A 26887-nucleotide genomic window follows, 5' to 3' on the forward strand; every position below is an offset into this window, starting at 1 on the left:
GGACTCCTGGGGATTTGTGATGGAGGGTTGGGTGGGGTGGGGGAGATTTGTGATGGAGGGTCAGATGTTTCCCGTGGATCCAGCCACCCCGCCGAGGAGCGCGGCCATGGTGCGCCATCGGGCGATCTCGCAACCGTCCGTCCGGCTGAAGCGGCTGCTGACCTCCCGTCCGCGGAACCGGCCGGTCACCACGGCCACCTGCGGACCGCCGTATTGCTGGGTGCAAATCCGGTCCGGCCGTGGGATCGGAAAGAAGATCTCTTCGCCGAATTGCTCGACGGCGGCAAGCGCCGCGCGGGGGTCCGGAAGGGTTGAGCCCTGGGAGACTTCGCCGCCGGAGCCGAGCAGGACGAACTCGTGTTCCACGGCGCCGGGTGCCTCCGTCAACGTGACGGTGAGTTCGACGTCGTACTTTCCCTTGTTTGAAGTCATGGTTTTCCTTTGTGAGACTGGGCCGGCCCAAGGAGCTCCAGCAGCGGCTCCACTTTCTCCAGGACCCTTGCGCGGAGTGCTTGGGCCTCGGCGGCAAATGCCCTCTGATATTCAACGTACTCGGCTTTGCCTTGCGGTGTCTCGATCCTGATGGCCGGGTAGCCCCATTCTTCAAGATCGTAGGGTGAGGCCTGCATGTCCATGGTCCGGATCCGCCAGGACAGTTCGAAGCAGTCCATCACCAGCTCGCTCGGGAGGGCCGGTGCCAGTTTGTATGCCCATTTGTAGAGGTCCATGTTGGCGTGCAGGCATCCGGGTTGCTCCATGGTGCGTTGCTTGTCCCGTGTGGGGGTGAGCTCGTTGAGCGGGATGGCGTCCGGGGTGTAGAAACGGAAAGCGTCGAAGTGCGAGCAGCGGATCCGGTTGTCTTCCACCACGGCGTCCGTGCCTTCGGAGCCGAGCCGCAGCTTGAGGTATTCGTGACGCAGCTCGAACTTGTCCTGGCGGTAGACCATGGCCCATTCGTGCAGCCCGAAGCAGCCAAACTGGGCGGGCCGCGCGACGGTGCCCGCGAGGATGATGCCGGCGAAGCGGACGGCCTCGGTGCGGTCGGCCACGAACTGTCCGCGATCGAAGGTGACTGCGACGGTACCGGCGGTGAGGCCGGCGGCCGCCAGCGCGCCGTCGTCGAGTGCTCGGTAGTACTTCCACCCGGCCCGTTCTGCCGCCTTGGGGCCGGACAGGACGACGCCGTCTCCGGGGTGCCAGCGCAGCAGCTGGCCGGGCTTCTGGGCTCTTCACGGTTCGTGGTGATTGTTCTGCCGTGATGGATGTTCATGCCGCTGTTTTGGCGGCACTGCGCAACAGGATACGCGTTTTGTAGTTGCGTGCGTTGGTGAATCCCCGGCCTGTCCGTTTGATGTGTTTGATGGCTGTGTTGTTGGCTTCTACTTTCGCGGTGGTCGCACCGGTGACAATGAGGACTTCGATTTCTTTCCACCACCGGCAGATCGTGCGCCAGAGCCGGTTCGTTTCCGGCTGCGCGGCTCGTTCGACCAGTTCCTTCAGGTGGTCTTTCGCCGCGGCCGCGTCGGCAAGAGACCCGGTGGCGAGCAGCGTCCGGAGCTGTTCTTTGACCAACCACGCAGTCTGCAGCTTCCCGGTGGCGTCGTCGGTGGCGAACACGGTGCTGAGTCTTTTCCGTGCCCGGTCCGAGAGCGTGTCGGCGCCGCGCAAGAGCAGCCGTCGGTTGGCCCAGACCGGATCGATGGAGCGTCCCCGCCGGCCGTGGACCTGGTGGGTGAGTCGTTGCCGGACTTCGGTGAGCATGTCGTTGCCGAGCTTGACCAAATGGAACGCGTCGACCGAGATTGCTGTGCGCGGGAGCCACATCCGCAGTGCCTTGCGGAAAGCCGCTGACGGGTCGATCGCGACGACCTGCACCCCCAGACGCCACTGCAGCGGCCGGGCGAACAGCCAGTCCCCGACGCCCTCACTGTCACGCCCGTCCACGATCCCGAGCACTTGTCCGCTGTCCAGATCGACAATAGTCGTCATCCAGGGTTCGTACCGTTTCCAGGCGTTCGTTTCGGGATCCCGGAAGAACCGCACGGACCGGTAGCGGTGTTCATCGATGCCGAGCATCCGTGGCGCCAGGCCGTCGACATCGGGCAGTGTCAGCGCCGCGGAATCCAGGGCCCGCTGGACCAGCCACCATGAGACGCCGAACGATGCGGCCGCTTCCGCGGCGGCCCTTCCGGATCCAATGACGGCGGACACGAGGGCATCGCGAAGCCGGCGGGTGGACCGGGCGCGGCGCGGCACCTGGGCAGTCTCCTCCGCGAACGTCCGCCGCGGGCACAGATACTCATCGCAGAAGAATCTCCGCTTGGACCAGATCACTTCGACCGGGCCGGCCACAGGGATGTCACGCAGGCGTTGGGGCCGGCGTGAATGCACGCGGGTACTGATGACGCCACAGCACGGGCACCCGGCCTCGGCCGTGGCTTCGACGCGGACCCGCCGCTGCCCGAAAGCGAGGACCTCAGTATCGGTGACGCGGTAGTCGGGCAGATTGAACAGGGCGGTGGCAGCATCGGGGCGCGGGGAAGTAGGCTCGATCAAGGCTCGTAGCTCCTGACTCTTGATGAATGCGTAGAGAACATCCATCACAGCAGGGCTACGAGCCCTTCAGCTCTCAAGACACGGAATCCGTTTCACCACGAACCACGGAGAGCCGGCTTCTGGGTGTAATAGGTGAAGAGGAAATCTTCAACGGGATGCTTCTCGCCAGCGGAGCGGCGGGCAAGGTATGGCTTGGCATAGCGCTCGACGCGTTCGTGGTGGGCAGCCTCGAGCGCGAGCCATGTCTCTTGCGGGAGGTGCCTTGGCCTAGGCTCCAGCACCGCTCGAACCTAGGATGTCGGCGACGGCGGCCCATGCCGCGATTTCGCAACCGTCAGTGAGTTTGTACGAGGATGCGACGCCCACGCCATCCACCGTCCCCGTGACTGTTGCCGTCTGGGGTCCGCCGTAGCGCTGGTCGCAGACTTGCTCGCTGGGGCGCGGCGGCCGCATGAGGAGCTTGGGGTTCTTCTTCAACGCCGCGCACGCTGCGGCTGCCGTGGGGTGGTGGCTCTCTGCGGCGGGCACGCCGTTGGTGCAAACGAGCGTGTAGCTTTCTGGCGCCGCCGTGGGGGAAAGCTTGACGATGATGGAAAGTTCGGCGTCTCCGCGGCCCGGCGTGCTGGGTGCGCCCGGCAACGGTCCGGTAGGACTGCCCGACGGCGTGGAGGAAGCGCTGCTGCCAGGGGCCGGACTGCTGGGCGAACCGCCTCCGGGACCCGGCGTGCAGGCAGCGAGCCCGGCGACGGCGAGGACGGCCAGCACTGACCGGACTATTCGCAGGCGCATGGGTTCTCCTTGATTTATGCCAGTTTATCGCCCGTGCCGGCAGCCGGGTGCTGGGTGGCCTCGATGAGCCCGGTCATGGCCCGATGTAGTTCTGCCACCTCGGCCCGCGTGAGGTGGAGTCGCTCCATGATGGTTCCCGGCACAGCCACCGCCTGCTGCCTGAGGGCGGCCCCGGGTTCGGTCAGTGTGATGGCGAGGGCCCGTTCGTTTCCATGGATGCGATTGCGGGTCACGTAGCCCGCTTCCTCAAGCCGGCGCAGGATAGGCGAGAGGGTCGCCGGCTCGTGCAGGAGAGCTTCGCTGATGTCCTTGAGTGTCCGCGGGCTGCGTTCCCAAAGGGCCAGCATCACGAGATATTGCGGGTGCGTCAGTCCCATTTTTTCGAGCACCGGCTTATAGACACCCACTACGCTCCGCGACGCGACGGTCAGGGCGAAGCACAACTGACGCTCCAGCAATAGCTCGTCGTCACGCTGCGCGGTGGATTCACGTGGGATGGGTGCGCCTGTGTCGGCCATGGCTTGCTCCATTCTGCGTCGGGCGGTCGGGTACCCGGACGATAGTTAGTACACTAATTGTTAGTGTACTCTTAAAGCACAACATCCTTTGAGAGAAGGTAGACCAGGTGGCCAAAGAGACCATGACCCAGAGATTCATGCGTGCGACCGGCAGGCTGCGGATCATTTTCGGACCGGCCCACAGCAGTTCCCTGGACCACGAAATGACCGAGGAAAACCAGCGGCTCCTCAAGCAGCGCCAGGCTGAAGCGCAACAATGGGAGACCATCCGCCGGCCGGACGGCAGCACCTATGTGGTCCCCAGGAACCCCGAGGACAAGTCCCTGCGCTAAAGGCCTTCAACGGGCCCGGCCGGGGTGGGCCCACGGGTCCTTTTGGGGGTTCGGGGCGTAAAATTGCCTCACTGGAACCACTCAGGTCCAACCGCACGGCTGGACCTCGCAGCGGGGAAGGAGGTGGGAATTGTGGGACATGCACTCGATAGCTTTATGAAGGTGACTGATCGACTGCGTTTCTGGTTCGGCCCGGCGACGCGGGGCGACATTGATACGCCTGTAGTCCACAAGCATGACGACTTCGAGACGGCGTCGGAGGAGGAGCTCGGGCATTTCGTCGTCGAATCAGATGACCAGGGGCACCATTACGGAATCCGCAAGGAAGGCGCCTAAGGCCGCGTTGCGTCAACACCGCCGTAGGGGAGGCCGCTCGTTTCGGCCAGTTAGCTTCCACTGAGCGGGAATATTCCGTTGCGGCGGTCGTGAACCAAGGAGGATGGTTGCAGCATGACCAAGTTGCTGCCTGCTGCAAACCATTACGGCCAGGATGTCTCGGCCGGCATCGAAGCGGAACCCGACGGTGTTATTCCCTTGGATCCGGGTCTCGTTGCCGTCTGGGAGCTGGCTGCTCCGTTGTTGCGTGTCCGCAACAACGACGCACACACTTTGTATGCACTGGGTCTCGCTTATGCCTTGCTGGAATCGCACCCCGAGGCCGACGCTGCTGTGGTCCTTCCTGCCCTGATGCTGCACGACGTCGGATGGTCTCAGGTGCCGCCGGACGAGGTTCTGGAGGCGATTGCACCGGGTGGCGGAAGGCCGGACCTTGTCCTCCTCCATGAAAAAGAAGGCGCGCGGCTGGCAGCCGGAATCCTGGCGGCGACAGGCTATGACCCCGCGAAAGTACCTGCGATCCTGGCGATCATCGACGGTCACGACTCCCGGCGCGAGGCGCTCTCGATCGAGGACGCAATCGTCAAGGACTCGGACAAGACATGGCGGCTCAGCCCGCACGGCATCGACACCGTCATGGACTGGTTCGGGCTGGACCGAGGCCGTGCCCTGCGCCTCTGCAGCCAGAGAGTCCTCGGCCACCTCTTCACGAAGGAAGCGAACACCATAGCCCACGCACTGACCGCACTGGAATCAGTCACGCTGTGGCCGCAGCGGCGAGAGCTCCTGACCGCAGACTAGACTCTGACCCGGGTGGCCGGATGCCGGATGCCGGTTGTATTGGGCCCACGCGGACAAAGGAGGTCACGATGGCGGGCGGCAGCCGCGAACCCGGCAGGACGGTGACCTCGAAGGTTCTGGCCATCCTGGAGGCCTTCGAAAAGTCCCGAGGCGCTCTGAGCCTGACGGACATCGCCGAGAAATCCGGGCTCCCGCTGAGCACGGCGCACCGTTTGGTCAACGAACTCACCGACTGGGGCTTCCTCTCCCGCGAACCCAACGGCCGTTACCAGCTGGGCATACGGCTCTGGGAGCTTGCCCAGAATACCGGCCGCCAGCTTCGCGACGCGGCCCGGCCTTACGTCCAGGATCTTTTCTCCCTCACCGGGGAAACCGCCCATCTGGCCGTCCGGGCCGGCTACGAAGTGCTGTACATCGACCGCGTCTACGGGTCAAAGCGCGTTCCACGCGCCTCGCGTGTGGGAGGGCGGCTGCCGATGCACGCGACCGCCGTCGGGAAGGTGATCCTCGCTTTCGAGGAGGACTGGGTCCGCGACGCATACCTCAACCGGCAACTCGACCGGCAAACCGCGCATACCCACGTTGACCCCAGGAAACTGTCCGCTGAACTTACGCAGATCCGAGAGCAGGGTTACGCCACCACAGTCGAGGAAGTTCGGCTGGGTTCCTGCTCTATCGCCGTTCCGGTTTTCCACACCGGCAGGATCGGCGCCGCGATTGGTCTGGTGCTGCCCACCAACCAAGCCGGCACGATGACCCGGCATTTGCCGGTTCTGAAGGGTATCTCCTCGCAGATCGAGCGCGCCACGGCCCGGATACCGCTGGAGACGCTACTCGGCAGTCACATCGGGGGAACGAGCTGAGGGTGATCCCCGCGCAGCAAAGGGCGGTTGCTTAACCGACTTCCGTCCAGCGGAAGCAATCCCTGCCTTATCGCGGTGATGGGGGCCACACTGGTGAATAAGAACCCGCGGCATGCAGTGGCGCTGCCGGCGGGACCGAAACCAAGGAGCCCAGATGTCATCGTCGACTGAAACGGCCGGCCGCTGTCCCTTTGGCCATGGCGCCGAAGCCCCCGCCGGGCACCACGGCTACGAGCCGTTCCAAATGAAGAATCCATTCCCCGCTTACGCCGAACTCCGGGCCGAGCAGCCCGTCATGTTCGACGAGCGGACGGGACTCTATGTTGTCTCCCGCTATGACGACATCAAGGCAGTGTTCGAAGACTGGGAGACTTTCTCCAGCGAAAACGCCCAGGCCCCCGTCCGCGAACGCGGCGCCGCCGCGAAGAAGATCATGGACGACGGCGGGTTCACCGCCTACTCGGGTCTTTCCGCACGCATCCCCCCGGAGCACACCCGCATCCGCGCCATCGTCCAGAAGGCCTTCACGCCCCGCCGCTACAAGGCCCTTGAGCCCTTCATCCGGCAGAACGTCGTCGAGCTGCTCGAAACCATGCTCGCGCGTCCGGAACACCGCGGCGACATGGTCAAGGACCTTGCCTATGACGTCCCCACCATCACCATCCTGACCCTGATCGGCGCCGACGTCTCCCAGGTGGACACCTTCAAGCGCTGGAGCGATTCCCGGGCAGCGATGACTTGGGGCGACCTCAGCGACGAGGAGCAGATCCCGCACGCCCACAACCTCGTGGAGTACTGGCAGGAATGCCTGCGCCTGGTGCAGGTGGCTCATGACGACGGCGGCGACAACCTCACCGCGGACCTGGTCAAGTCGCAGCAGGACGGCGCCGAAATTTCCGACCACGAGATCGCCTCGGTCCTCTACAGCTTGCTCTTCGCCGGCCACGAGACCACTACCACCTTGATCTCCAACGCCCTCCGCGAACTTTTGGCCCGCCCCGCGCAGTGGCGGACGCTTGTGGAGGATCCCAAGAAGATCCCCGCCGCCATCGACGAGGTCCTGCGCTACGCCGGTTCGATTGTCGGCTGGCGCCGCAAGGCCCTGAAGGACACCGAAGTCGGCGGCGTCGCCATCGAAAAAGGCGCCCAGCTGTTGCTTCTGATGGGTTCAGCCAACCGCGACGACACGAAGTTCGACGCCGGCGAGGACTTTGACATCACCCGCCCCAACGCCCGCGAGCACCTCTCCTTCGGGTTCGGTATCCACTACTGCCTGGGGAACATGCTCGCCAAGCTCCAAGCAAGAATCGCACTCGAGGAAGTGGCCCGGCTTGCCCCGGAGCTGCAGCTGGAGAACCCGGAGGAGATCACCTTCCGCGAGAACCTCTCCTTCCGAGTTCCCGAGACCGTCCCCGTCAGCTGGAAGGCCTGAGAAATATGCACAGCAACGAATACATCCAGTTCTTCGACGGCGGCATTGAACCGAAGCTCGAAAACCTCGGCGGCAAGGGCGCCTCGCTGGTCACCATGACCTCCGCCGGTATGCCCGTCCCGCCCGGCTTCGTGGTCACCACCGCCCAGTTCGACGCCTTCATGGAGGAAGCCGGTATCACCCGGGACATCCACCAGCTTCTCGCCGGGCTGGACCCCGAGGACATGGGCCAGGTGGACAAGGTCTCCGCCGCCATCCGCGAGGACATCCGCTCGCGCTCGGTGCCGCAGGCGCTGCGCGAACTCACCATCACCGCGTACGAGTCCCTGATGTCCCGCTTCGAGGCCCCGGTCCCGGTAGCCGTCCGCTCCAGCGCCACCGCCGAGGACCTCCCGGATGCCTCCTTCGCCGGCCAGCAAGACACCTATCTCTGGCTCGACGGCGTCAAGGCCGTCACTGAACACATCCGCCAGTGCTGGGCTTCCTTATTCACTTCCCGCGCCATCATCTACCGGCTCAAGAACAACATTCCCAACGAAGGCCTATCGATGGCCGTGGTGGTGCAGAAGATGGTCAACGCCCGCGTCTCCGGCGTCGCCATCACCATGGACCCCACCAATGGCGACCGCTCCAAGATCACCATCGACTCTTCCTACGGGGTGGGGGAGATGGTGGTGTCCGGCCAGGTCACGCCGGACAACATCATGCTGGACAAGGTCACACTGACCGTCGTCTCCGAACACCTCGGCGACAAGCACGCCGAACTCGTCCCGGACCCCGGCGCCGGCCGTCTGGTGGAGCGGGAGGTCGACGCCGAACGCCGCGGCCGCCGCAGCCTCACCGATGCCGAGCTCACCGCCGTTGCGCAGATGGCCAAGCGGGCCGAGAAGCATTACAAATGCCCGCAGGACATCGAGTGGGCCCTCGACGCGGATCTGCCCGACGGCGAGAACCTGCTCCTCCTGCAGTCCAGGCCGGAAACCGTGCACTCCGCCAAGCCGACGGCGGTCCGGCAGACCGTCCAGACCCCGCCAAGTGCGGGCGGCTACTTCAGCGGGCTGAGCCACGCAACGTCTGCCACGACGCCACCGGGTGGCACAGCGCCGGCCGCCACGCCGTCGTCCCCTTCAGCTTTCAGCCTCGGCAGCATCACCGCGTCCCTGCTGAAGCCCTCCTTCTGAAAAAGTTTGACCCGCTAGTCCGCTCCATCACCCAGGCTCACCGCCGAGCCCGTATTGAAAGGACCGCCATGTCCCTGAAGTCCTTCCCCAAACCCTCCGAGCTTCCGGTTCCTGCCGGCGCCGAGGGGTGGGAAAAGATCTACCCGTATTACCTGGTCTTCCAGGACAAGCTCAAGGAGCAGGAGGACGCCAAGTTCTGGTTTTGCGACAGCCAGCACTGGCCCACCGTGTTCAAGCCCTTCGAGACGATCGGCGGCGAGTTCGCGGTCAAATGCCTGGGCCAGTACAACGCCCGGCACTTGATGATCCCCAACGCCAACGGCATCGAGTTCCGCATCCACTTGGGCTACCTCTACATGTCGCCCATCCCGGTCCCCGAGGACCAGATCGCCGCCCGCGTGCCGTTGTTCGAACAGCGGGTGGGTCACTACTTCCAGAACTGGGAGCAGCTCCTCAAGCAGTGGCATGTCAAGGTCAAGGGCACCATCGACGAGATGGAAACCATTTCCTTCCCGAAGCTCCCGGAGATTGTTCCCATGGAGGATATCCTCTCCGGCAAGGGCAAGGACGGTTCCGAGCAGCTGCTGGAAAGCTACGACCGGCTGATTCAGCTGGCCTACCAGAACTGGCAGTACCACTTCGAGTTCCTCAATCTCGGCTACATCGCCTACCTTGACTTCTTCAACTTCTGCAAGCAGGTCTTTCCCAACATCCCGGACCAGTCCATCGCCACCATGGTGCAGGGTGTGGACATGGAGCTCTTCCGCCCGGATGACGAGCTCAAGCAACTCGCCAAGCTCGCCGTCGAACTGGGACTCCAGGCTCACTTCAGCAACACGGACGACGTCGATGCGACCCTGGGTGCGATTGCCGCCGCCCCGGGCGGGGACCGCTGGACGGCCCAGTACGAGGGCGCGAAGGACCCTTGGTTCAACTTCACCGTGGGCAACGGCTTCTACGGCCACGACAAGTACTGGAACGAACACCAGGAAATCCCGCTGGGCTACATCGCCGACTACATCCGGCGCGTGGACGAAGGCCAGGAAATCATGCGCCCGGTCGAGGCCCTGATCACCGAACGCGACCGCATCATCGAGGAATACCGTGAGCTGCTGGAAGGCGAAAACCAGGCCCTCTTCGATGCCAAGCGCGGACTCGCCGCAACCGCGTACCCGTACGTGGAGAACCACAACTTCTACATCGAGCACTGGACCATGGGCGTCTTCTGGCGCAAGATCCGCGAGCTGTCCCGGATGATGCAGGCCGAGGGCTTCTGGGTGGAGCCGGATGACCTGCTGTACCTGGGCCGCAACGAGGTCCGCGACGCGCTCTTCGACCTCGTGACCGGCTGGGGCGTCGGCGCCAAGCCGATCGGCCCGGACTACTGGCCTGAAGAGATTGAACGCCGCCGCGGGATCGTGGACGCGCTCAAGACCGCCCGCCCGGCCCCGGCGCTGAACACGCCGCCGGAATCCATCACCGAGCCCTTCACCCGGATGCTGTGGGGCATCACCACCGAGCAGGTCCAGCAGTGGCTGGGTGCCGGGGAAGCGGTGGAAGGCGGCGGGCTGCGCGGCATGGCCGCCTCGCCCGGCGTCGTCGAAGGCCTCGCCCGCGTCGTCACCGACGCGGACCAGCTGTCCGAAGTGCAGCAGGGCGAGATTCTCGTCGCCACGGTCACGGCGCCGTCCTGGGGGCCGATCTTCGGCAAGATCAAGGCCACCGTTACTGACATCGGCGGCATGATGAGTCACGCGGCCATCGTCTGCCGCGAGTACGGCCTCCCGGCTGTGACCGGGACGGGCTCGGCCTCGACCACGATCAAGACCGGGCAGCGGCTCCGGGTGGACGGCACCAAAGGCACGGTCCAGATCCTCGACGACGAAGCCGAGCTGGAGGTCGCCGGGCCCGGCGCCCACGCGCACAGCCACAGCCATGTCTGACGTGAATATGCCAGCTGCAGAAGATGAGAGTCCGGGCCAGCGGGCCCGGACCGTCCTGATCACCGGTGCCGCCGGCGGCCTGGGCCGGGCGTTCGCGCTCGGCTTCGGCCGCCGCGGCTACCGCGTGGCGGTGGCGGACGTGAACCTCGCCGGCGCGGAGGAAACCGCGAAGCTGGTCCGCGAAACCGGGGTTGACGCGGCCGCCTTCCATGCGGACGTCACGAGCGTGGACTCCACCGAGTCACTGGCGAAAAGCTGCGCGGACTTCGGCAACGGGAGCATCGACGTCGTACTCAACAACGCCGCCGTGTACGCGGGGGTGACACGCAGCCCGTTCGAGGACATCGATCCGGCCGAATGGGATCTGGTGATGAACGTCAACCTCAAGGGACCGTGGCTGGTCACCCGGGCCGCCAGTCCGTATCTGCGCGAGGGCGGGCGCGTCATCAACCTCTCCAGCGCCACCATCTTCAGCGGCTCGGAACAGTGGCTGCACTACGTCGCCTCCAAGGGCGGCGTGGTGGCCATGACCCGGGTCATGGCGAAAGAACTGGGCCGGCGGGGGATCACTGTCAACGCGATTGCCCCCGGCTTCACCCTCACCGAGGCCAGCTACGGGCTCATGGAAAACGCCGAGAATTACGGTGTGGACCGCGGCGCCATCAAGCGGGCAAGCCAGCCGGAAGACATCGTGGGCGCCGCACTCTTCCTGGCCGGTCCGGATAGTTCCTACTACACCGGCCAGACCATGGTGGTCGACGGCGGCCGCCAGTTCATCTGACCGCCGGTCCAATTTTTCAACCGACTTTCAACCCTCAAGGAGGACCAATGCCAACGGTTCATTTCACCGACGCCGAGGGCGCTGTCCGGGATGTCCAGGGCAACACTGGCGACTCGGTCATGGAAACCGCCGTGCGCAACGGTGTCCCAGGCATCGTGGCCGAATGCGGCGGCTCGCTGTCCTGCGCCACCTGCCACGTCTTCGTCCGCGAGGACTGCCTGGCCCAGCTCCCGCCGATGGAAGACATGGAAGACGAGATGCTCTATGGCACCGCCGTGGACCGCGAAGACAACTCACGGCTGTCCTGCCAAGTCCGTCTCACCGACGAGCTCGAGCTGTTCGTCACCACCCCGGAAACCCAGGTGTAACCATGAGCACTAATATCGTCGCCGAACAGAGCTCCGCCGCGGCGGCTGAACAGAGCAACACCGCAGCCGCGTTGGGCAAGCAGAGCCGCACCGGCCTGCTGATCATCGGCGCGAGCCAGTCCGGCGTCCAGCTTGCCGTCTCGCTCCGCGCGCTCGGCTTCGCCGAGCACATCACCCTGCTTGGCGACGAAGACCACCGACCCTACCAGCGCCCGGCCCTGTCGAAGGAGTTTCTCCAGGGCACCGTGGAAAGCGAATCTCTGATTTTCCGCTCCAACGAGTATTGGGCCGAACACAACGTGGACTTGGTCAAGGGCGAATACATCGTCCGGATCGACAAGGAGGCCGACGGCTCCGGGGTGGCCCATTCTTCCTCGGGCAAACAATTCCCCTTCAAACGGCTCGCCCTCACCGTCGGTGCCCGTGCCCGGAAGCTGGAGATCGAGGGCGCGGACCTCGACGGCGTGCTGTATCTGCGCAACGCCGACGACGCCTTGGCGCTCAAAGCCCGGGTAGCGGACGCGCAGGATGTGGTGGTGATCGGCGGCGGATTCATCGGCCTCGAAGCCGCGTCCAGCCTGCAGAAAATGGGCAAAAACGTCACCGTGCTCGAGTTCGGTCCCCGGCTCGTGGGGCGCGCCGTCGGCGAGGAAACGGCCGAGTACTTCCTGCAGGCGCACCGCGCCCGCGGCCTGGACATCCGACTCAACACGAGTGCCGCGCGCTTCATTCCGAACGCCGACGGCGGCAAGGAACAGACGTCAGTCGCCGCCGTCGAGCTTAAGGACGGCACTGTGCTGCCAGCGCAGATTGTGCTGATAGGTATCGGCGTGATCCCCAACACGGGACTTGCCGAGCAGCTGGGCCTGGTCGTGGACAACGGCGTGGTGGTGGACCGGTTCGCGCTGGCTTCGGACGGCACCACGGTAGCGGTGGGGGATGTCGCCAACATGCCCAACCCCGTGCCAGGTTCGGGGCCGGGGGATCGGATCCGGCTGGAGAGCGTGAACAACGCCATCGAACATGCCAAAGTGGCCGCTTACTCGCTCACAGGCAGACGCGAGGAATACGCCGGAATCCCGTGGTTTTGGTCCAACCAAGCCGACCTCAAGCTGCAGATCGCGGGGCTGTGCAACGGCTTCGACCAGACGGTGCTCCGGCGCGATAAGGAACGCGGCAAATTCACCGTCCTCTACTACCGCCAGGGCCAGGTCATTGCCGCTGACTGTGTCAATGCGCCGCTGGATTTCATGGCGGTAAAGAACGCCTTGGCCAAGGGCCAGAACATCCCGGCCGGCGCTGCAGCGGACCCCGCCACGCAACTCAAGACCATCACCACGGGCAGCTAACTGTACTCGGACAGCAGCTTGGCCCACCTGAAGGAGCATTATGAGCACCCCCAAGACTCCGGTCGCCTCGCCGGGCGCCATCGCTGAATCGGATGTGGCGGCCGAAGCCTTCGCTGCGGAGTACAGCGTTCGGCCCGTTCCCGCCGCCGGCCCGGTAGACACCACCGCCATCTGCAACACCCCCGCTGCCGTTGGAGAGCTCGACGAGCTGTGGAAGACCGTTGTCCAGGAAACCCGGACCCGCGGCAACGATATCCACCTGCCCATCTCCCTGGCATACGCCGAACGGCTGTGCCGGGCGTACCCCGACGCTGACGCCGAACTGGTTCGCGTGGCCACCCTGCTGCACGACACCGGATGGGCCCATGTGGATGAATCCCGCATCATCTCCGAGGGCTTCACTGGCGACTGGCGGAAAGCTGCCATCCGCTACGAGCACGAGCAAGAGGGCTGCAACGTGGCGCGGAGGGTGCTGCCCGGTCTGGGCTATTCAGCAGAGTTCGTGGAACGCGTCTGTCAAATCATCGACGGCCATGACACCCGGCCGGTGGCCCGGTCCCTGGAGGATGCTTTGATGCGCGACGCCGACAGACTGTGGCGTTTCGACCGCGCCGGGATCTCGCTGGCATCATCCTGGTTCGGGATGGACCCGGCCACCTACACTGACCGGCTCGCCGCCGAAATCGTGCCCGAACTCATCACCCAGGCCGCCGTGGACATGGCGACGGCCGACCTCAACCGGTCCAACGCCCTGCTCAAGACGGGAGTCATCCGATGACCTCTGCCACCCATCCTTCTCCTGCCTTGCTTGCGCGCACGGAGCTGAACCTGCCGCACACGCATGTGGACACCATCTTCGTCGACGGCGCATGGCAACCTTCGCGCGGCATCGGCCGGAACCCGGTCACCGACCCGGCCACGGGCGAAGTCTGGGGCTCGGTACCGGACGGCACGCCGGAAGACGTGGACGCCGCCGTCGGCTCCGCCCAGCGCGCCTTTCAAGGCGATTGGCCCAGGCTGGCCGCGTCAGAGCGGGCTGCGTACCTGATCCGGATTGCCGAGGAAGTGGAGAAACGGGCCGAGGAGCTGTCCCTGACCAACTCCCGCGAAAACGGCTCGCCGGTGGCCGAATCCGCCGGCGCTGCGGCCAACGCGGCCGGTATCTTCCGCTATTTCGCAACCCTCGCCGACTACCTCGAGCGGGAGGACGTGCGCCCCTTCCCGCGCGGCGGCGGCGAATCCGTGGTCCGGCGCGACCCGCTGGGAGTGTGCGCGTTGATCGCGCCCTGGAACTTCCCCATCAACCTGGTGATCATCAAGTTGGCACCGGCACTGCTGGCCGGTTGCACAGTGGTGATCAAACCGGCGTCGCCCACCCCGCTGTCCATCCGCGTCATCATTGACGCCGTAGCCGCCGCCGGCGTCCCTGCCGGCGTGGTCAATCTCGTCACCGGCTCCGGCAGGCTCGGCGACGTGTTGGTGAAGCACCCCGGCGTGGACAAGGTGGCCTTCACAGGCTCCACCCCGGTGGGCCGGAAGATCGCCGCCGCCTGCGGAGAGCTGCTGCGCCCCGTCACTCTGGAACTCGGCGGGAAGTCGAGCGCGATTGTGCTGCCGGACGCGGACCTGGACGCCATGTCCAAGGTCCTGATCCGCTCCTCCATGCGCAACACCGGACAGACCTGCTACATCTCCACCCGGATCCTGGCCCCCGCCAGCCGCTACGACGAGGTGGTGGACATGGTCACTGCCACGATCGCTGCCGGCAAGCAGGGGGACCCGCTGGATCCCGGGACGGTGTTCGGCCCCTGCGCCACGGAATCGCAATACCGCACCGTTCTGGAATACGTCGAATCGGGGCTGGCCGAAGGCGCCCGCGCCACCACCGGCGGGCGGGCCGCATCGTTGGGGGGCGGACTGGAGAACGGCTACTTTGTCGAGCCCACCGTATTCGCGGACGTGACCCCGGAAATGCGGATCTCCCGCGAGGAGATCTTCGGTCCGGTCATCACCATCCTGAAATACGAAACCGTTGACGAGGCAGTTGCCTTGGCCAACAACACCGAGTTCGGCCTGGGCGGCCTCGTGTTCGGGCATGACCCGGAGGCTGCGCTGGCCGTCGCGGACCGGATGGACACCGGCTCCGTGGGCATCAACTTCTTCGCCTCCAACCATGCCGCGCCCTTCGGCGGCCGCCACGACTCCGGACTCGGCACCGAATACGGCATCGAGGGCCTGAACGCCTACCTCAGCTACAAGTCGATCCACCGACGTCCGTAGCGCAGCGGACCGCGTCCGCGAGGGCCGTTTTCACGAGTCGCCCCACGAAACCGCAAACGCTCGGCCGGATACCCGGCCGAGCGTTTGCGTGATGTGTTGATAACTACGTAGCCTAGCGGCCGGTGCCACCGTAGACGGTTGCCTCGGCGTCGCCGTCGAGCTCGAATGCCTTGTGGATGGCGCGAACGGCGTCATCGAGCAGGTCGGCATGGGTGACCACGGAGATGCGGATCTCCGAGGTGGAAATCATGTTGATGTTGATGCCGGCGTCGGAGAGCGCTTTGAAGAACGTCGCCGAAACTCCCGGGTGCGAACGCATGCCGGCGCCGATCAGGGAAAGCTTGCCGACGTTTTCGTTGTATTCGATGGCTTCGAAGCCGATCTCAGGCTGTGCCGCACGGAGCGCGACGAGGGCGTCGGCGCCTTCCACGATGGGCAGGGTGAAGGAAATGTCCGTACGCCCGGTGCCGTGGGTGGACACGTTCTGAACGATCATGTCGATGTTCGAGTGTGCCTTGGCGATGACCTGGAAAATCGCGGCGGCCTTGCCGGGGATATCCGGTACGCCCACCACTGTGACCTTGGCTTCTGAACGGTCGTGTGCAACGCCGGAGATGATTGGCTGCTCCAAGGCAACTCCCTCTTGAATCGTGATCTTGTCATCGGCGCTGGGTAGGACCCAGGTGCCTTCGTTCTGGCTGAATGAGGAACGGACGTGCAGGGGCACCCCGAAGCGGCGGGCGTACTCCACGCAACGCAAGTGCAGGATCTTGGCACCCGAAGCTGCCAACTCGAGCATTTCCTCGCTGGAGATACGGTCGATCTTCTGGGCTGTCGAAACCACGCGCGGGTCCGCCGTGTAGATGCCGTCCACATCCGTGTAGATCTCGCAGACATCCGCTTCAAGCGCAGCGGCCAGAGCCACCGCAGTAGTGTCCGAACCGCCGCGGCCAAGGGTGGTGATCTCATTGGTGTTGTGGCTCATGCCTTGGAAACCGGCCACGATGGCGATGTGGCCCTTGTCCAACGCAGTGCGGATGCGGTGCGGGTCGACGTCGATAATGCGCGCCTTGCCGTGGATGCCGTCCGTGATCATGCCGGCCTGCGAGCCGGTGAACGACTGGGCCGAGGCACCGAACTTGTTAATGGCCATGGCGAGCAGAGCCATGGAAATGCGCTCGCCCGCGGAGAGGAGCATGTCCATCTCACGAGCGGGAGCGGAATCGGTGACCTGGGCGGCGAGGTCAAGGAGTTCGTCCGTGGTGTCTCCCATGGCCGAGACCACCACGACAATCTCGTTGCCGGCCTTTTGCGCGTCAACCACGCGGCGGGCGACACGCTTGACGCCCTCGGCGTCGGACACCGAGGAGCCGCCGAACTTCTGAACGATCAGCTGCTTTGTCTTGGCAGTCTGCGCGGTCAAGTCTTCGGTCTTCACATCGGTAGTGGGCAAACTCATGCGCGCACCCTCACTGCTAAATTGGGGATCATACGTTGCGTGGCCAGCTAACGGCACGGCTACGTGGCTTATGTGGCCAGTTTATCGCCGGGCGCCGCGGGCCGAGGAATTGTGACCAAATATCCGCCCCCGGCTGGACGCCTAGGCACTCTAACGCGGCGTACGATCAGGAAATATGCAGCCTGTGGCTCGGCTGGCATTCGCTGCGGACCCGGCACATCGGCTGGCCCGGGACACGCGGGTCGCTTAGAGGCTTACATCAAGGCGTTGCGGCGCCCCTCGAAGGCCCTTCCGAGGGTGACTTCGTCCGCATACTCCAGATCGCCGCCGACCGGGAGCCCGGAAGCAAGCCTGGTAACCGTGATGCCGATCGACTTCAGCATGCGGGCAAGGTAGGTTGCCGTCGCTTCGCCTTCAAGGTTGGGATCGGTCGCGATGATGATCTCCTGGATGGCGCCGTCGTTGAGCCGCGTGAGGAGTTCGCGGATGCGGAGTTGCTCCGGCCCGATGCCGGCGATCGGATTGATGGCGCCGCCCAGCACGTGGTAACGGCCACGGAAGGACCGCGTGCGTTCTACCGCCAAGACATCCTTGGACTCTTCGACCACGCAGATCACGGAGGGGTCGCGTCGTGGATCGCGGCAGATGTTGCACAGCTCCTGTTCGGTGACGTTGCCACACACAGTGCAGAACTTCACCCGTTCCTTGACAGTGGTAATGGCCGCGACCAATCGCTTCATGTCCTCGGGATCAGCCTCGAGGATATGGAAGGCCAGGCGCTGAGCCGACTTCGGCCCGACACCGGGGAGCCGGCCGAGCTCGTCAATCAGCTCTTGTACTGCGCCTTCGTACACAATGTCCTCGTTCGTTCGATGTCGACGCCGTTGCTGTTACGCGGGCGTCGTATTTTGGTGGCACCTTGGTGCGGGCGCCGGCGGGCTTTCAAGCAGCCCGCACAGGGTGCCTTACGGGGTCTCGTTGTCAGGGACTGTTAGCGCCGCATGCCGTCAAGCGACCGTTCTTCCAGTAGCTTTCCGCCCAGAATACGCTCGACGGCGGCCCGTCCAAAGACTCCCGACTCCTCGATGGTTTCGTCGTCGGCGCTGGGGATATCTTCTACGACGCTGCCGGGCACGACGGCGGACCGTGCCGGTGCTTTCTCGCGCCCAGCCAAGGCTTCGGGGCTGTTCGAAAGCCGCTGATAGAGGCTCTGCTTCCCGGGCGCCGACGGCACCGCTGCAGACGCCGACACCGCTACAGGCGCCGACGGCACTGCTTGGACCGGTGTTGGAGCGTGGCTCGTGGCCGGGGCGAGTGCCACTGTGGAGGGGGAGTTTTCCGCGACGCCCGCTGAGCCTGTGGCCGGAGCAGGGGGCTGGCTTGGAATCTGCGCGGCGGCTGGTTCATAGACGGGGCTGGACGGCGGCTGCAGGGCGGGTTCGGCCGGCCCTACAGGGGCTGAGTGGCCTGAAGCCGCGTTTCCAACGTTGGATTCGGAGCCGACCACCCAAGACCCCGGCGCCTGCTCGACGGCCCTGGACCAAGGATCTTCCGGGCCCTTCTTGTCCGGAGCTGCTTTGGGGGAGCGTTTGTTGCTTGGGGCAGCGCCGCTGGGGCCTGAGTCGCCGGGGACAGACCCGCCGGAGGCTAAGCCGTCCACCGCGGGAGTTGCGGCGCGAACTGGAGTGGAGGTCTGCCCCGTGGCCATCGGCGGGGCATCGGGGCCGGCCGCAGGCCTTGCGGCGACTCCAGAAGAACTCGACGGCTCCCAATCCATCGGCGGTTCTTCGTCCAACGGGGGAACGTCCTCGTCCCGCGGGGGACCCCAATCGTCGTCCGAATACGAATAGTCCGCGCCCCCGTCGGCGGGCGACTCTGGGCCTGCAGGTGTGGACGGCACAGTGACTGCAGTTGCGGCGGGAGACTGTGCGGAGGGGACCGGTGGGTGCGCCGGAGTCGTGTCCGGGGCCCGGGTCGGTTGGGACGCGTGTATCTCGCCGGAGGCCGTCTTAGGGACAGCCGTGCTTTGTGGTGCAGGGGCAAGGCCCCATGCGCTGTCCACGGCGGACGGCACCATTGCGGAGGCGCCCGGGGCCGCCGGGCGCGCCGGGTCAGCCGGTGCTTTTGGGTTTGGTTCAGAGCTGCCTGAGCTGTTGCCGCCGACAACGGAAGTGATCTGGCAGTCGATGCCGATCGTCTTGTGGATAGCCTGGCGGAGGTTCTCGGCATGGTCTGCCCGGCCGAAGGCGCTCGCCAGGCCGTCAGTGCTGAACGCCAGAGTCAGGAGTTGGCCGTCGAACTGTGCCACTTGCGCGTTGGCTCCAACCAGCGCCCAGCTGCTGCGCTTGATCTTGGTGAGCGTTTGGAGGATCTCGGGCCAAGCCCGCCGGATGACCTCGACGTCGGCGCCCCCGGTAGCCGGACGAGCGGCCTGGGCTGGCGCGGGCGCTTGGGTTGCCGGGGAATCTTGGGTTGCCGCTTGCGCGGTCACGGGCTGCGCCCGTTCCTGGTCTGCCGCTGGCTGAACCGCGGGCGCCTGGGCAACGGGCTGCGCTGCATGGGCTGCGGCAGGCGCGTGAGGATGTATGTCGGCTCCGGCTCGGCCGGCCGGCGTCCTGGCCTCATCCACGGGCCAGTCACTGGTGGACACCCGCGGCGGTATCAGTTGCTCCCTGGAATGGGCCTCCGCAACAGATGGAATGTCGGAAACCGGAGCCTCATTGACCGTGGCCGGCCCGGACGTTTGTGGGGTGGACAGCGGTGCGACGGACAGCGGTGAGGCGGGCACTGGTGAGGCGGAAACGGAACTGGCGTCCGCCGTCGTGCGCTCCACTGGCTGCTCAGCCGGGCGCCCGGTCGGAGCATGAGCAATGGACGGGGCCGCGGCGACTGCGGGCGCGGCGTGGGCTTCCGCCGCGGGAAGTGCGCCGCCATAGTTGAGGCGGCGTTCGACGCGGTCGATCCGGGCCGCGATGCCACGTTCGGTCTGTTCGGAACTGGGTAGCAGAATCCGGGCGCACAGCAGCTCGAGGTGCAGCCGGGGCGAGGTGGCGCCGGTCATTTCGGTGAGCGCGGTATTGGTGACATCGGCCGCGCGGGAAAGCTCCGCGGCACCGAGGTTGTTGGCTTGGCTGCGCATCCGGGCGATCTGGTCCGCCGGCATGCCGCGAAGGATGGCCTGGGCACTCTCCGGCATGGCCTGGACGATGATGAGGTCGCGGAACCGCTCCAGCAGGTCCTCGACGAAGCGGCGGGGGTCGTGGCCTGTTTGGATGACCCGGTCCACGGCACGGAAGACGGTTGCGGAATCGGACGCGGCGATTGCCTCCACGACGTCATCGAGTAGCGAAGCGTGCGTGTACCCAAGCAGCGCCACGGCGAGTTCGTAGTCCAGGCCGTTGGGTCCGGCGCCGGCCATGAGTTGGTCAAGCACGGAGAGGGAATCGCGCACCGAGCCGCCGCCGGCCCGGATGACCAGGGAGAGGACGCCCGGAGCCACAGGCACGTTCTCCTGCTGGCAGAGGAGCTCGAGGTACTTCATGAGGGGCTCGGGCGGCACCAGCCGGAAGGGGTAATGGTGTGTCCGGGAGCGGATGGTGCCAATGACCTTGTCCGGCTCCGTGGTGGCAAAGATGAACTTGATATGTTCCGGCGGCTCTTCGACGATCTTCAACAGCGCATTGAATCCTGCGGAGGTGACCATGTGGGCTTCGTCGATGATGAAGATCTTGTAGCGGTCCCGGACCGGGGCGAAGGTGGCGCGCTCGCGGAGATCCCGGGCGTCGTCCACGCCGCCGTGGCTGGCGGCGTCGATCTCGATGACGTCAAGGGAACCGGAACCGCCGCGGGCCAGCTCAACGCAGCTGTTGCACTTGCCGCAGGGAGTGTCCGTGGGACCTTCGGCGCAATTGAGGCAGCGGGCCAAGATACGGGCGGACGTGGTTTTTCCGCAGCCACGGGGACCGGAGAAGAGGTAGGCGTGGTTGACGCGGTTCTTGCGCAAGGCCGTCATGAGCGGCTCCGTGACGTGTTCCTGCCCGATAACGTCCGCGAACGAATCCGGGCGATATCTGCGGTAAAGCGCAGTAGTAACAGTCACAGGGGAAACCTAGCTATAGGGACTGACATTTAAATAAGAGACCCCTCATGCACCCGCCAGAGCCCATCTACCCTTGCTACCTTCCGGTCCTGGGGGAGTTCAACAGGATGACGCCACATGAGGGGCCGTCGTCAAGCTTACCCGAAGTTATCGAGCCCTCCGAATCTGCGATTGTCCTGGCTTCCGGTCCATGGTTCCGGGGGACATGCCCGTTGCTTGAGTCAGGGACTGGACATGTCCCCCGTACGCTCCCTGACTCCAAGGGACATGTCCCGCGTGTGAGCCAAGGAGTGGACATAGTGGGTTTATGTCCAGTGCTAGAAGCTAGGGGAGGGCATGTCCAGTGGTGGATTAGCGCCAACCGTTCACTGGCCACGTCATGAAGGCGGGTTCCTCGTAGGGATGCGCTGAGCGCAGGGCCTGCACCACCGCGTCGAGCATGTCCGCCTCAACCACGCACTCGACGCGCACTTCCGGCACCGATTCACCTTGTCCCACGGCCCCGATGAACGGCTGGGCCCCGGGCAGCGGGGTGAAGCGTCCGGTCCCTGGTGTGGTGAAGGAACAATGGGAATAGTTGCCGATTCTGCCGGCCCCGGCGTCCCCCATGGCTACGAGCACGTCCTCGCTGTGTGAGGCCGGGACGTAGGCAACGAGGGCGTGTAGTTGGCTCATGCCGCCCATTCTTCCAGCGGCCGCTTAGAAAACAGGTCAAAGGATGGTTTTTGATCTCCATTGCCTAACGGCGAAACGTAGCGGACCATTGGTATGTACACCGATTGGGGCAATCTCAAGATTGTGAGCTGCAGGGCCTGGTTTCAGGGGCCGGACCCAGCAGCTCAACGGAGTGCCGGAAGAATGGACGCATTGGGGGCGTCCATTTTTACGTTTAACGGTACGAAAGGCCCATTGGCACCCTGAAAGTCCCGATTGGGCGATGCCGAAATTCTCGGGTACAGTGGAGTCTGCTTTTGATTCAGAAGCATGGAGAATTCGCCTAGCGGCCTATGGCGCACGCCTGGAACGCGTGTTGGGTTAACGCCCTCGGGGGTTCAAATCCCCCATTCTCCGCGTTTGGCCCCGGTCCAAAAGACCGGGGCCTTTTTGCGTCCCGGCTCAATTCGAACGGGCGTCGGATTCCGCTCAATTCGAACTGACGAACTCCGAGGCCGCGGAATCACACGGCGGGCAGGCCTGGCCAGCGGAATGATCGTGCAGAATCCGACAGTCCCGCCAACAAACATCGGACAGCACCCGCCCAGCGTCCTCGGTCCTACGCGCGCTCCGCGGCCACCTGTTCCAGCACCTCCCTGCACGCCAGAATTGCCGGGTGGATACGGCCGGCGGTGCGTGTTGAAGTGAAGACCGTCCGCTGGGGGAGCCCGGGAAGGTCCAGTAGTTGGACTGGCGTGTTCCGGCCCGTCCAGACGAGGTCCGGCATGAGGGCCACGGCATTGCCGGACTCGATAAGGCGGATTTGCGCTTGGAGATCGGCGGTCTCGTAGCGGACGTCGGGCTCGAATCCTGCGGAGCGGCACGCTTGCTCCGCCCAGTGCCTTGACGCCGCGCCGCGCGGTTCCATGACCCAAGGCAGCGCCGCCGTGTCCGCGAGCGAGGAAATAGTTTCGCCCCCCAGGCCGGGCGGGGGAGTGGCCAGCCTGATCGCGTCGCTGGTCAGGGTGGCCCGGTCGAGTCCGGGGTGGTGCGGCGCGGCGTGTCCGGGGTATTGCTCGGCCACCACAATATCGAAGTCTCGGGCCCAGGTTTCATAGAGCGCTGTCTCGGGTTCGCGCTGGATCATCTCCACGCGCACTTCCGGGTACTTGCCCTTCATGATGGTGAGGAAATCCGGCATGAGGGCCAGGGCAGCCGTTTGGAACACTGCCAGCCGCACCGTGCCCGTCACCGTGGAAAGGGAGGCTGCAAGGTCCGTTTCTGCGCGTTCCAGCGTGGCCAGCAAGGCGGCCGTGTGTTCCACGAGGATCTCGGCCTGCGGGGTGAGTTGGACGCGTCGCCCGGACTTTCTCAGCAGTTTCACGCCGGCCTCCTTTTCCAGCAAGGTCAATTGCTGGGACACCGACGACGGGCTGTACTTCATGGCGTCGGCCACCTCGGCGAGCGTTCCGCGGATCTTCAATTCGTGCAGCAAGCGCAGCCTGCGGACATCCAGCATTCGGCTCTCCAGAAGGGTCGAGAAATCTAATGAATATTCTTCAGAAAAGATCGCTTTTCCTAATCTGATTGTAGATCCATACTGAGGGAAACAAAGCACTCTCCGCACCAAAAGGAACGAAGCGCATGAGCACACCAACCCGGGATCAGAGCATCGACGCCAGGACGCAGTCCACCCCGGAATCCGGACACCCGGAACTGGCCCACGAAGAGCTGGCCCACGAAGCCATCCAGCTGGTTCGACACTGGCTCACCGAAGCCTCGAAGGTGCCCGTCGACGTTTCAGCACAACGCCTCGCCGGCGTCTTGAAGGACCCGAACGGCTTGGACTTCACGGTGGGGTTCGTCGACGGCGTCATCCGCCCCGAGGATCTGTCCGTGGCCGGCCGCAACCTGGCAAAGCTTGCCCCGAAAGTCCCGGCCTTCCTGCCTTGGTATATGCGGGCTGCCGTGCGTACCGGCGGCGTCATGGCTCCGGTCCTTCCGCAGGTGGTCATTCCGATCGCCCGCAGGGTCCTCCGTGACATGGTGGGCCACCTGATCGTGGACGCCACGGACGCCAAACTTGGCCCGTCCATCGCCAAGATCAAGCAGAACGGTGTCCACCTCAACGTGAACCTGTTGGGCGAGGCTGTTCTGGGCGAACGCGAAGCCAGCCGTCGGCTCGAAGGAACCCTCAAGCTCCTGGCGCGGGACGACGTCGACTACGTCTCCATCAAGGAATCCTCCACGGTGGCACCGCACTCGCTCTGGGCCTTCGACGAAGCCGTGGACCACGTGGTGGAGAAACTCACCCCGCTCTACCGGCTGGCAGCATCCTTCCCCAAGCCCAAGTTCATCAACCTGGACATGGAGGAATACAAGGACCTCAGCCTGACCATGGCCGTGTTCACCAGGATTCTGGACAAGCCTGAATTCAAGAACCTTGAAGCCGGCATCGTGCTGCAGGCCTACCTTCCGGACGCGCTCTCGGCCATGCAGGAACTGCAGGAATGGGCCGCAGCCCGGCGGGCCAGCGGCGGCGCTCCCATCAAGGTCCGCGTCGTCAAGGGCGCCAACCTGCCCATGGAACAGGTCCAGGCGTCCATTCAGGGCTGGCCACTCGCCACCTGGGGAACCAAACAGGATTCGGACACCAACTACAAGCGTGTCCTCAACTACGCCTTGACTGCCGAGCACATCGACGCGGTGCGAATCGGCGTCGCCGGTCACAACCTCTTCGACGTGGCGTTCGCCTGGTTGCTGGCGAAGGAACGCGGAGTAACCGAAGGCATCGAGTTCGAGATGCTCCTGGGGATGGCCACGGGCCAGGCCGCAGCCGTGCGCAAGGATGTCGGCAGCCTTCTGCTCTACACGCCGGTGGTCCACCCTGGCGAGTTCGACGTTGCCATCGCCTACCTGATCCGCCGTCTGGAAGAGGGCGCCAGCCAGGACAACTTCATGTCTGCGGTGTTCGAGCTCAGTGAGAACGAAACGTTGTTCGAACGCGAAAAGCAGCGCTTCCTCGCCTCTCTCGCGGAGCTGGACGACGCCGTTCCGGCCCCCAACCGCACCCAGGATCGCAACAAGCCTGCAGCCGCCGCGCCAAACCAGGGCTTCGCCAATACCCCGGACACCGATCCCGCCCTGCCAGCCAACCGGGCCTGGGGCCGGGCCATCCTGGAGCGCATTCCAAACTCCACCGCGGGCAACGCGATCGTTGAAGCAAGCAAGGTCAGTAGCCCCCAGGAGCTGGACCGCATTATCGCCGCCGCCGTCGAGGCTGGCGAAAAATGGGGTGCCATGCCGGCGGCCGAGCGGGCAGCCATCCTGCACCGTGCAGGCGACATCCTCGAATCCCGACGCGCCGAACTCCTTGAGGTCATGGCTTCCGAGACCGGCAAGACGATCGAGCAGGGCGATCCGGAGGTCAGCGAAGCTATCGACTTCGCGCATTACTACGCCGAGCGCGCCAAGGACCTGGAAACGGTCGACGGCGCCACGTTCGTCCCAGCGAACCTCACCGTCGTGACGCCGCCATGGAACTTCCCGGTGGCGATTCCTGCGGGTTCCACGCTCGCGGCACTTGCGGCGGGATCCGCCGTCGTGATCAAACCCGCAAAGCAGGCCCGCCGCTCCGGTTCCGTCATGGTGGATGCCCTCTGGGAGGCCGGCGTGCCGCGCGAAGTGCTGGCGCTCGTGCAGCTGGAAGAACGCGAGCTGGGCACCCAGCTGGTCTCACACCCCAGCGTTGACCGCGTGATCCTCACCGGCGGCTACGAGACCGCTGAGCTCTTCCGATCCTTCCGGCATGACCTGCCGCTGTTGGCGGAGACGTCCGGCAAGAACGCCATCATCGTCACCCCGCACGCCGACCTGGACCTGGCTGCCAAGGACGTCGTGTACTCGGCCTTCGGGCACGCCGGGCAGAAGTGCTCCGCCGCCTCGTTGGTGATCCTGGTGGGTTCCGTTGCCACGTCCGGGCGCTTCCACAACCAGCTGATTGATGCTGCCCGTTCGCTCAAGGTGGGTTACCCGGAGCAGGCCACCACCCAGATGGGACCGATTATCGAGCCGGCCAACGGCAAGCTCCTCAACGCACTGACCACCCTCGGCGAGGGGGAGAGCTGGGCCATGAAGCCGGAGAAGCTGGACGAAACCGGCCGACTCTGGTCCCCGGGCATCCGATTCGGCGTCAAGCGCGGATCCTACTTCCACCTGACCGAATTCTTCGGCCCGGTCCTCGGCGTCATGACTGCAGCCACGCTGGAAGAAGCCATCGCCATCCAGAACGAGATCGAATATGGCCTCACCGCCGGTCTGCACTCGCTCGATTCCGGTGAAATGGGCCTCTGGCTGGACACCATCCAAGCCGGAAACCTCTACGTGAACCGCGGCATCACCGGTGCCATCGTCCAGCGGCAGCCGTTCGGCGGATGGAAGAAGTCTGCCGTGGGTGCTGGCACCAAGGCCGGCGGACCCAACTACCTGGTCGGACTGGGCAGCTGGCTCCCGGCCGAGCCTGGTGCCAAGCGTGGTGCCACGCTCAAGGGTGCGGCAGCCTCGATCCTGGCCGCAGCCAAGGCCGCGGGTCCGCTTGTTGAAGCCAGCGAGGCGGAGGCTTTGCAGAAGGCGCTCTTCAGCGACGCCGCGGCATGGGCCACGGAATTCGGCACCCGCAAGGACGTCTCCGGCCTGAGTGCCGAGCGCAACGTCTTCCGGTACAGGGCCGTCCCCGTGACCATCCGTCTCTCCGAGGGCGGGAAGCTCGCGGACTTGCTTCGCGTGGTAGCAGCCGGCGCCGTGGCGGGTTCCGCGCTCACGGTGTCCTCCGCCGTCGAGCTTCCCGACGCCGTGGTAGCGGCGTTCGCCGGGATGGGCGTGAGCACCCGCCTCCAGAACGACGTCGAATGGCTGGCTTCCGCGGCAGGTATCGACGGTGGCCGCATCCGCTTGATCGGCGGGGACAGCAGCGCGCTGAGTGCCGCAACCGGCGGACGTCCCGACGTCGCGATCTACCATGGCGCCGTGACCCCGGCCGGGCGCATCGAGATGCTGCCGTTCCTGCATGAACAGGCCATCAGCATCACGGCGCACCGCTTCGGCACGCCGAACCACCTGTCCGACGCGTTGATCTAGCAACTCACCA

At 65.1% G+C, this 26887-nt stretch carries 22 protein-coding genes, 1 tRNA gene, 1 other RNA gene and 2 pseudogenes; 14 read left to right on the top strand and 12 right to left on the bottom strand.

Annotated features, from left to right (window positions below; genetic code table 11):
• Nucleotides 1-60 precede the first annotated feature (60 nt).
• The 6 genes and pseudogenes from A3M3_RS0106745 to A3M3_RS0106765 all read right to left on the bottom strand — a co-directional run bounded on the left by A3M3_RS0106745 (nt 61) and on the right by A3M3_RS0106765 (nt 3863).
• Nucleotides 61-432, bottom strand: a complete 372-nt coding sequence (locus A3M3_RS0106745) for a serine protease inhibitor (RefSeq protein ID WP_028265710.1) — start codon at nt 430-432, stop codon at nt 61-63.
• Nucleotides 429-1223, bottom strand: a pseudogene (locus A3M3_RS24025) (3-methyladenine DNA glycosylase); the annotation flags it as partial. The gene A3M3_RS0106745 and the pseudogene A3M3_RS24025, both read right to left, overlap by 4 nt.
• Before the next feature lie 43 nt (nt 1224-1266).
• Nucleotides 1267-2556 carry an ISL3 family transposase gene (locus A3M3_RS0106755; protein ID WP_028265267.1) on the bottom strand — a complete coding sequence of 430 codons (1290 nt, stop codon included), beginning with the start codon at nt 2554-2556 and terminating at the stop codon, nt 1267-1269.
• A 95-nt stretch (nt 2557-2651) separates the two neighbouring features.
• Nucleotides 2652-2834, bottom strand: a pseudogene (locus tag A3M3_RS27305) (3-methyladenine DNA glycosylase); the annotation flags it as partial.
• Complete coding sequence (locus A3M3_RS0106760; RefSeq protein WP_028265711.1) at nt 2824-3345, bottom strand: SSI family serine proteinase inhibitor; 522 nt, start codon at nt 3343-3345, stop codon at nt 2824-2826. The gene A3M3_RS0106760 and the pseudogene A3M3_RS27305, both read right to left, overlap by 11 nt.
• Nucleotides 3346-3359: 14 nt before the next feature.
• A complete protein-coding gene (locus tag A3M3_RS0106765) occupies nt 3360-3863 on the bottom strand; it encodes a MarR family winged helix-turn-helix transcriptional regulator (protein ID WP_051422980.1) in 504 nt (167 codons plus the stop codon).
• A 122-nt stretch (nt 3864-3985) separates the two neighbouring features.
• Between A3M3_RS0106765 and A3M3_RS0106770 the strand changes: the two genes are divergently transcribed.
• The 12 genes from A3M3_RS0106770 (at nt 3986) to A3M3_RS0106825 (ending at nt 15529) form a co-directional block, all read left to right on the top strand.
• The gene (locus A3M3_RS0106770; RefSeq protein ID WP_231497198.1) at nt 3986-4195 is read left to right on the top strand and encodes a hypothetical protein; all 210 of its coding nucleotides are present in this window, start codon (nt 3986-3988) and stop codon (nt 4193-4195) included.
• 156 nt (nt 4196-4351) lie between these two features.
• Nucleotides 4352-4531, top strand: a complete 180-nt coding sequence (locus A3M3_RS0106775; RefSeq protein ID WP_155854302.1) for a hypothetical protein — start codon at nt 4352-4354, stop codon at nt 4529-4531.
• A gap of 114 nt (nt 4532-4645) precedes the next feature.
• Nucleotides 4646-5332 carry an HD domain-containing protein gene (locus A3M3_RS0106780; RefSeq protein ID WP_028265715.1) on the top strand — a complete coding sequence of 229 codons (687 nt, stop codon included), beginning with the start codon at nt 4646-4648 and terminating at the stop codon, nt 5330-5332.
• A gap of 68 nt (nt 5333-5400) precedes the next feature.
• Nucleotides 5401-6195 carry an IclR family transcriptional regulator gene (locus A3M3_RS0106785; RefSeq protein ID WP_028265716.1) on the top strand — a complete coding sequence of 265 codons (795 nt, stop codon included), beginning with the start codon at nt 5401-5403 and terminating at the stop codon, nt 6193-6195.
• Nucleotides 6196-6349: 154 nt separating this feature from the next.
• A complete protein-coding gene (locus A3M3_RS0106790) occupies nt 6350-7627 on the top strand; it encodes a cytochrome P450 (RefSeq protein ID WP_028265717.1) in 1278 nt (425 codons plus the stop codon).
• 5 nt (nt 7628-7632) lie between these two features.
• Nucleotides 7633-8808 carry a PEP/pyruvate-binding domain-containing protein gene (locus A3M3_RS0106795; protein ID WP_028265718.1) on the top strand — a complete coding sequence of 392 codons (1176 nt, stop codon included), beginning with the start codon at nt 7633-7635 and terminating at the stop codon, nt 8806-8808.
• Nucleotides 8809-8876: 68 nt separating this feature from the next.
• A complete protein-coding gene (locus A3M3_RS0106800) occupies nt 8877-10751 on the top strand; it encodes a PEP-utilizing enzyme (protein ID WP_028265719.1) in 1875 nt (624 codons plus the stop codon).
• Nucleotides 10744-11532, top strand: a complete 789-nt coding sequence (locus tag A3M3_RS0106805) for an SDR family NAD(P)-dependent oxidoreductase (RefSeq protein WP_028265720.1) — start codon at nt 10744-10746, stop codon at nt 11530-11532. Before A3M3_RS0106800 ends, A3M3_RS0106805 begins: the two co-directional genes overlap by 8 nt.
• A gap of 47 nt (nt 11533-11579) precedes the next feature.
• Nucleotides 11580-11900 carry a 2Fe-2S iron-sulfur cluster-binding protein gene (locus tag A3M3_RS0106810; RefSeq protein ID WP_028265721.1) on the top strand — a complete coding sequence of 107 codons (321 nt, stop codon included), beginning with the start codon at nt 11580-11582 and terminating at the stop codon, nt 11898-11900.
• A gap of 2 nt (nt 11901-11902) precedes the next feature.
• Nucleotides 11903-13249, top strand: a complete 1347-nt coding sequence (locus A3M3_RS0106815) for an NAD(P)/FAD-dependent oxidoreductase (protein WP_155854303.1) — start codon at nt 11903-11905, stop codon at nt 13247-13249.
• 40 nt (nt 13250-13289) lie between these two features.
• Complete coding sequence (locus tag A3M3_RS0106820; RefSeq protein WP_028265723.1) at nt 13290-14027, top strand: HD domain-containing protein; 738 nt, start codon at nt 13290-13292, stop codon at nt 14025-14027.
• Entirely contained in the window at nt 14024-15529 is a 1506-nt protein-coding gene (locus tag A3M3_RS0106825; RefSeq protein ID WP_035741458.1) for an aldehyde dehydrogenase family protein, read from the top strand. The genes A3M3_RS0106820 and A3M3_RS0106825 overlap by 4 nt, the downstream gene beginning before the upstream one ends.
• 112 nt (nt 15530-15641) lie before the next feature.
• Here the strand turns inward: A3M3_RS0106825 and A3M3_RS0106830 are convergent, their stop codons facing one another.
• The 5 genes from A3M3_RS0106830 to A3M3_RS0106845 form a co-directional block, all read right to left on the bottom strand.
• The gene (locus A3M3_RS0106830; protein ID WP_028265725.1) at nt 15642-16988 is read right to left on the bottom strand and encodes an aspartate kinase; all 1347 of its coding nucleotides are present in this window, start codon (nt 16986-16988) and stop codon (nt 15642-15644) included.
• A 254-nt stretch (nt 16989-17242) separates the two neighbouring features.
• Entirely contained in the window at nt 17243-17842 is a 600-nt protein-coding gene (recR, locus tag A3M3_RS0106835; protein WP_028265726.1) for a recombination mediator RecR, read from the bottom strand.
• 137 nt (nt 17843-17979) lie between these two features.
• A complete protein-coding gene (locus A3M3_RS0106840) occupies nt 17980-21087 on the bottom strand; it encodes a DNA polymerase III subunit gamma and tau (RefSeq protein ID WP_028265727.1) in 3108 nt (1035 codons plus the stop codon).
• A 33-nt stretch (nt 21088-21120) separates the two neighbouring features.
• An RNA gene (gene ffs / locus A3M3_RS27310) (signal recognition particle sRNA small type) lies at nt 21121-21217 on the bottom strand.
• A 221-nt stretch (nt 21218-21438) separates the two neighbouring features.
• The gene (locus A3M3_RS0106845; RefSeq protein ID WP_028265728.1) at nt 21439-21762 is read right to left on the bottom strand and encodes a hypothetical protein; all 324 of its coding nucleotides are present in this window, start codon (nt 21760-21762) and stop codon (nt 21439-21441) included.
• A 311-nt stretch (nt 21763-22073) separates the two neighbouring features.
• Here A3M3_RS0106845 and A3M3_RS0106850 point away from each other — a divergent pair.
• Nucleotides 22074-22158: transfer RNA gene (locus A3M3_RS0106850), tRNA-Ser, on the top strand.
• Between the two features lie 202 nt (nt 22159-22360).
• Here A3M3_RS0106850 and A3M3_RS0106855 read toward each other — a convergent pair.
• Complete coding sequence (locus A3M3_RS0106855) at nt 22361-23260, bottom strand: LysR substrate-binding domain-containing protein (RefSeq protein WP_028265729.1); 900 nt, start codon at nt 23258-23260, stop codon at nt 22361-22363.
• Nucleotides 23261-23385: 125 nt separating this feature from the next.
• Here A3M3_RS0106855 and A3M3_RS0106860 point away from each other — a divergent pair, with 125 nt between their 5' ends.
• A complete protein-coding gene (locus tag A3M3_RS0106860) occupies nt 23386-26877 on the top strand; it encodes a bifunctional proline dehydrogenase/L-glutamate gamma-semialdehyde dehydrogenase (RefSeq protein WP_028265730.1) in 3492 nt (1163 codons plus the stop codon).
• Nucleotides 26878-26887 lie beyond the last annotated feature (10 nt).

The organism is Arthrobacter sp. MA-N2, assembly GCF_000517125.1.
GTDB classification, from domain to species: domain Bacteria; phylum Actinomycetota; class Actinomycetes; order Actinomycetales; family Micrococcaceae; genus Arthrobacter; species Arthrobacter methylotrophus.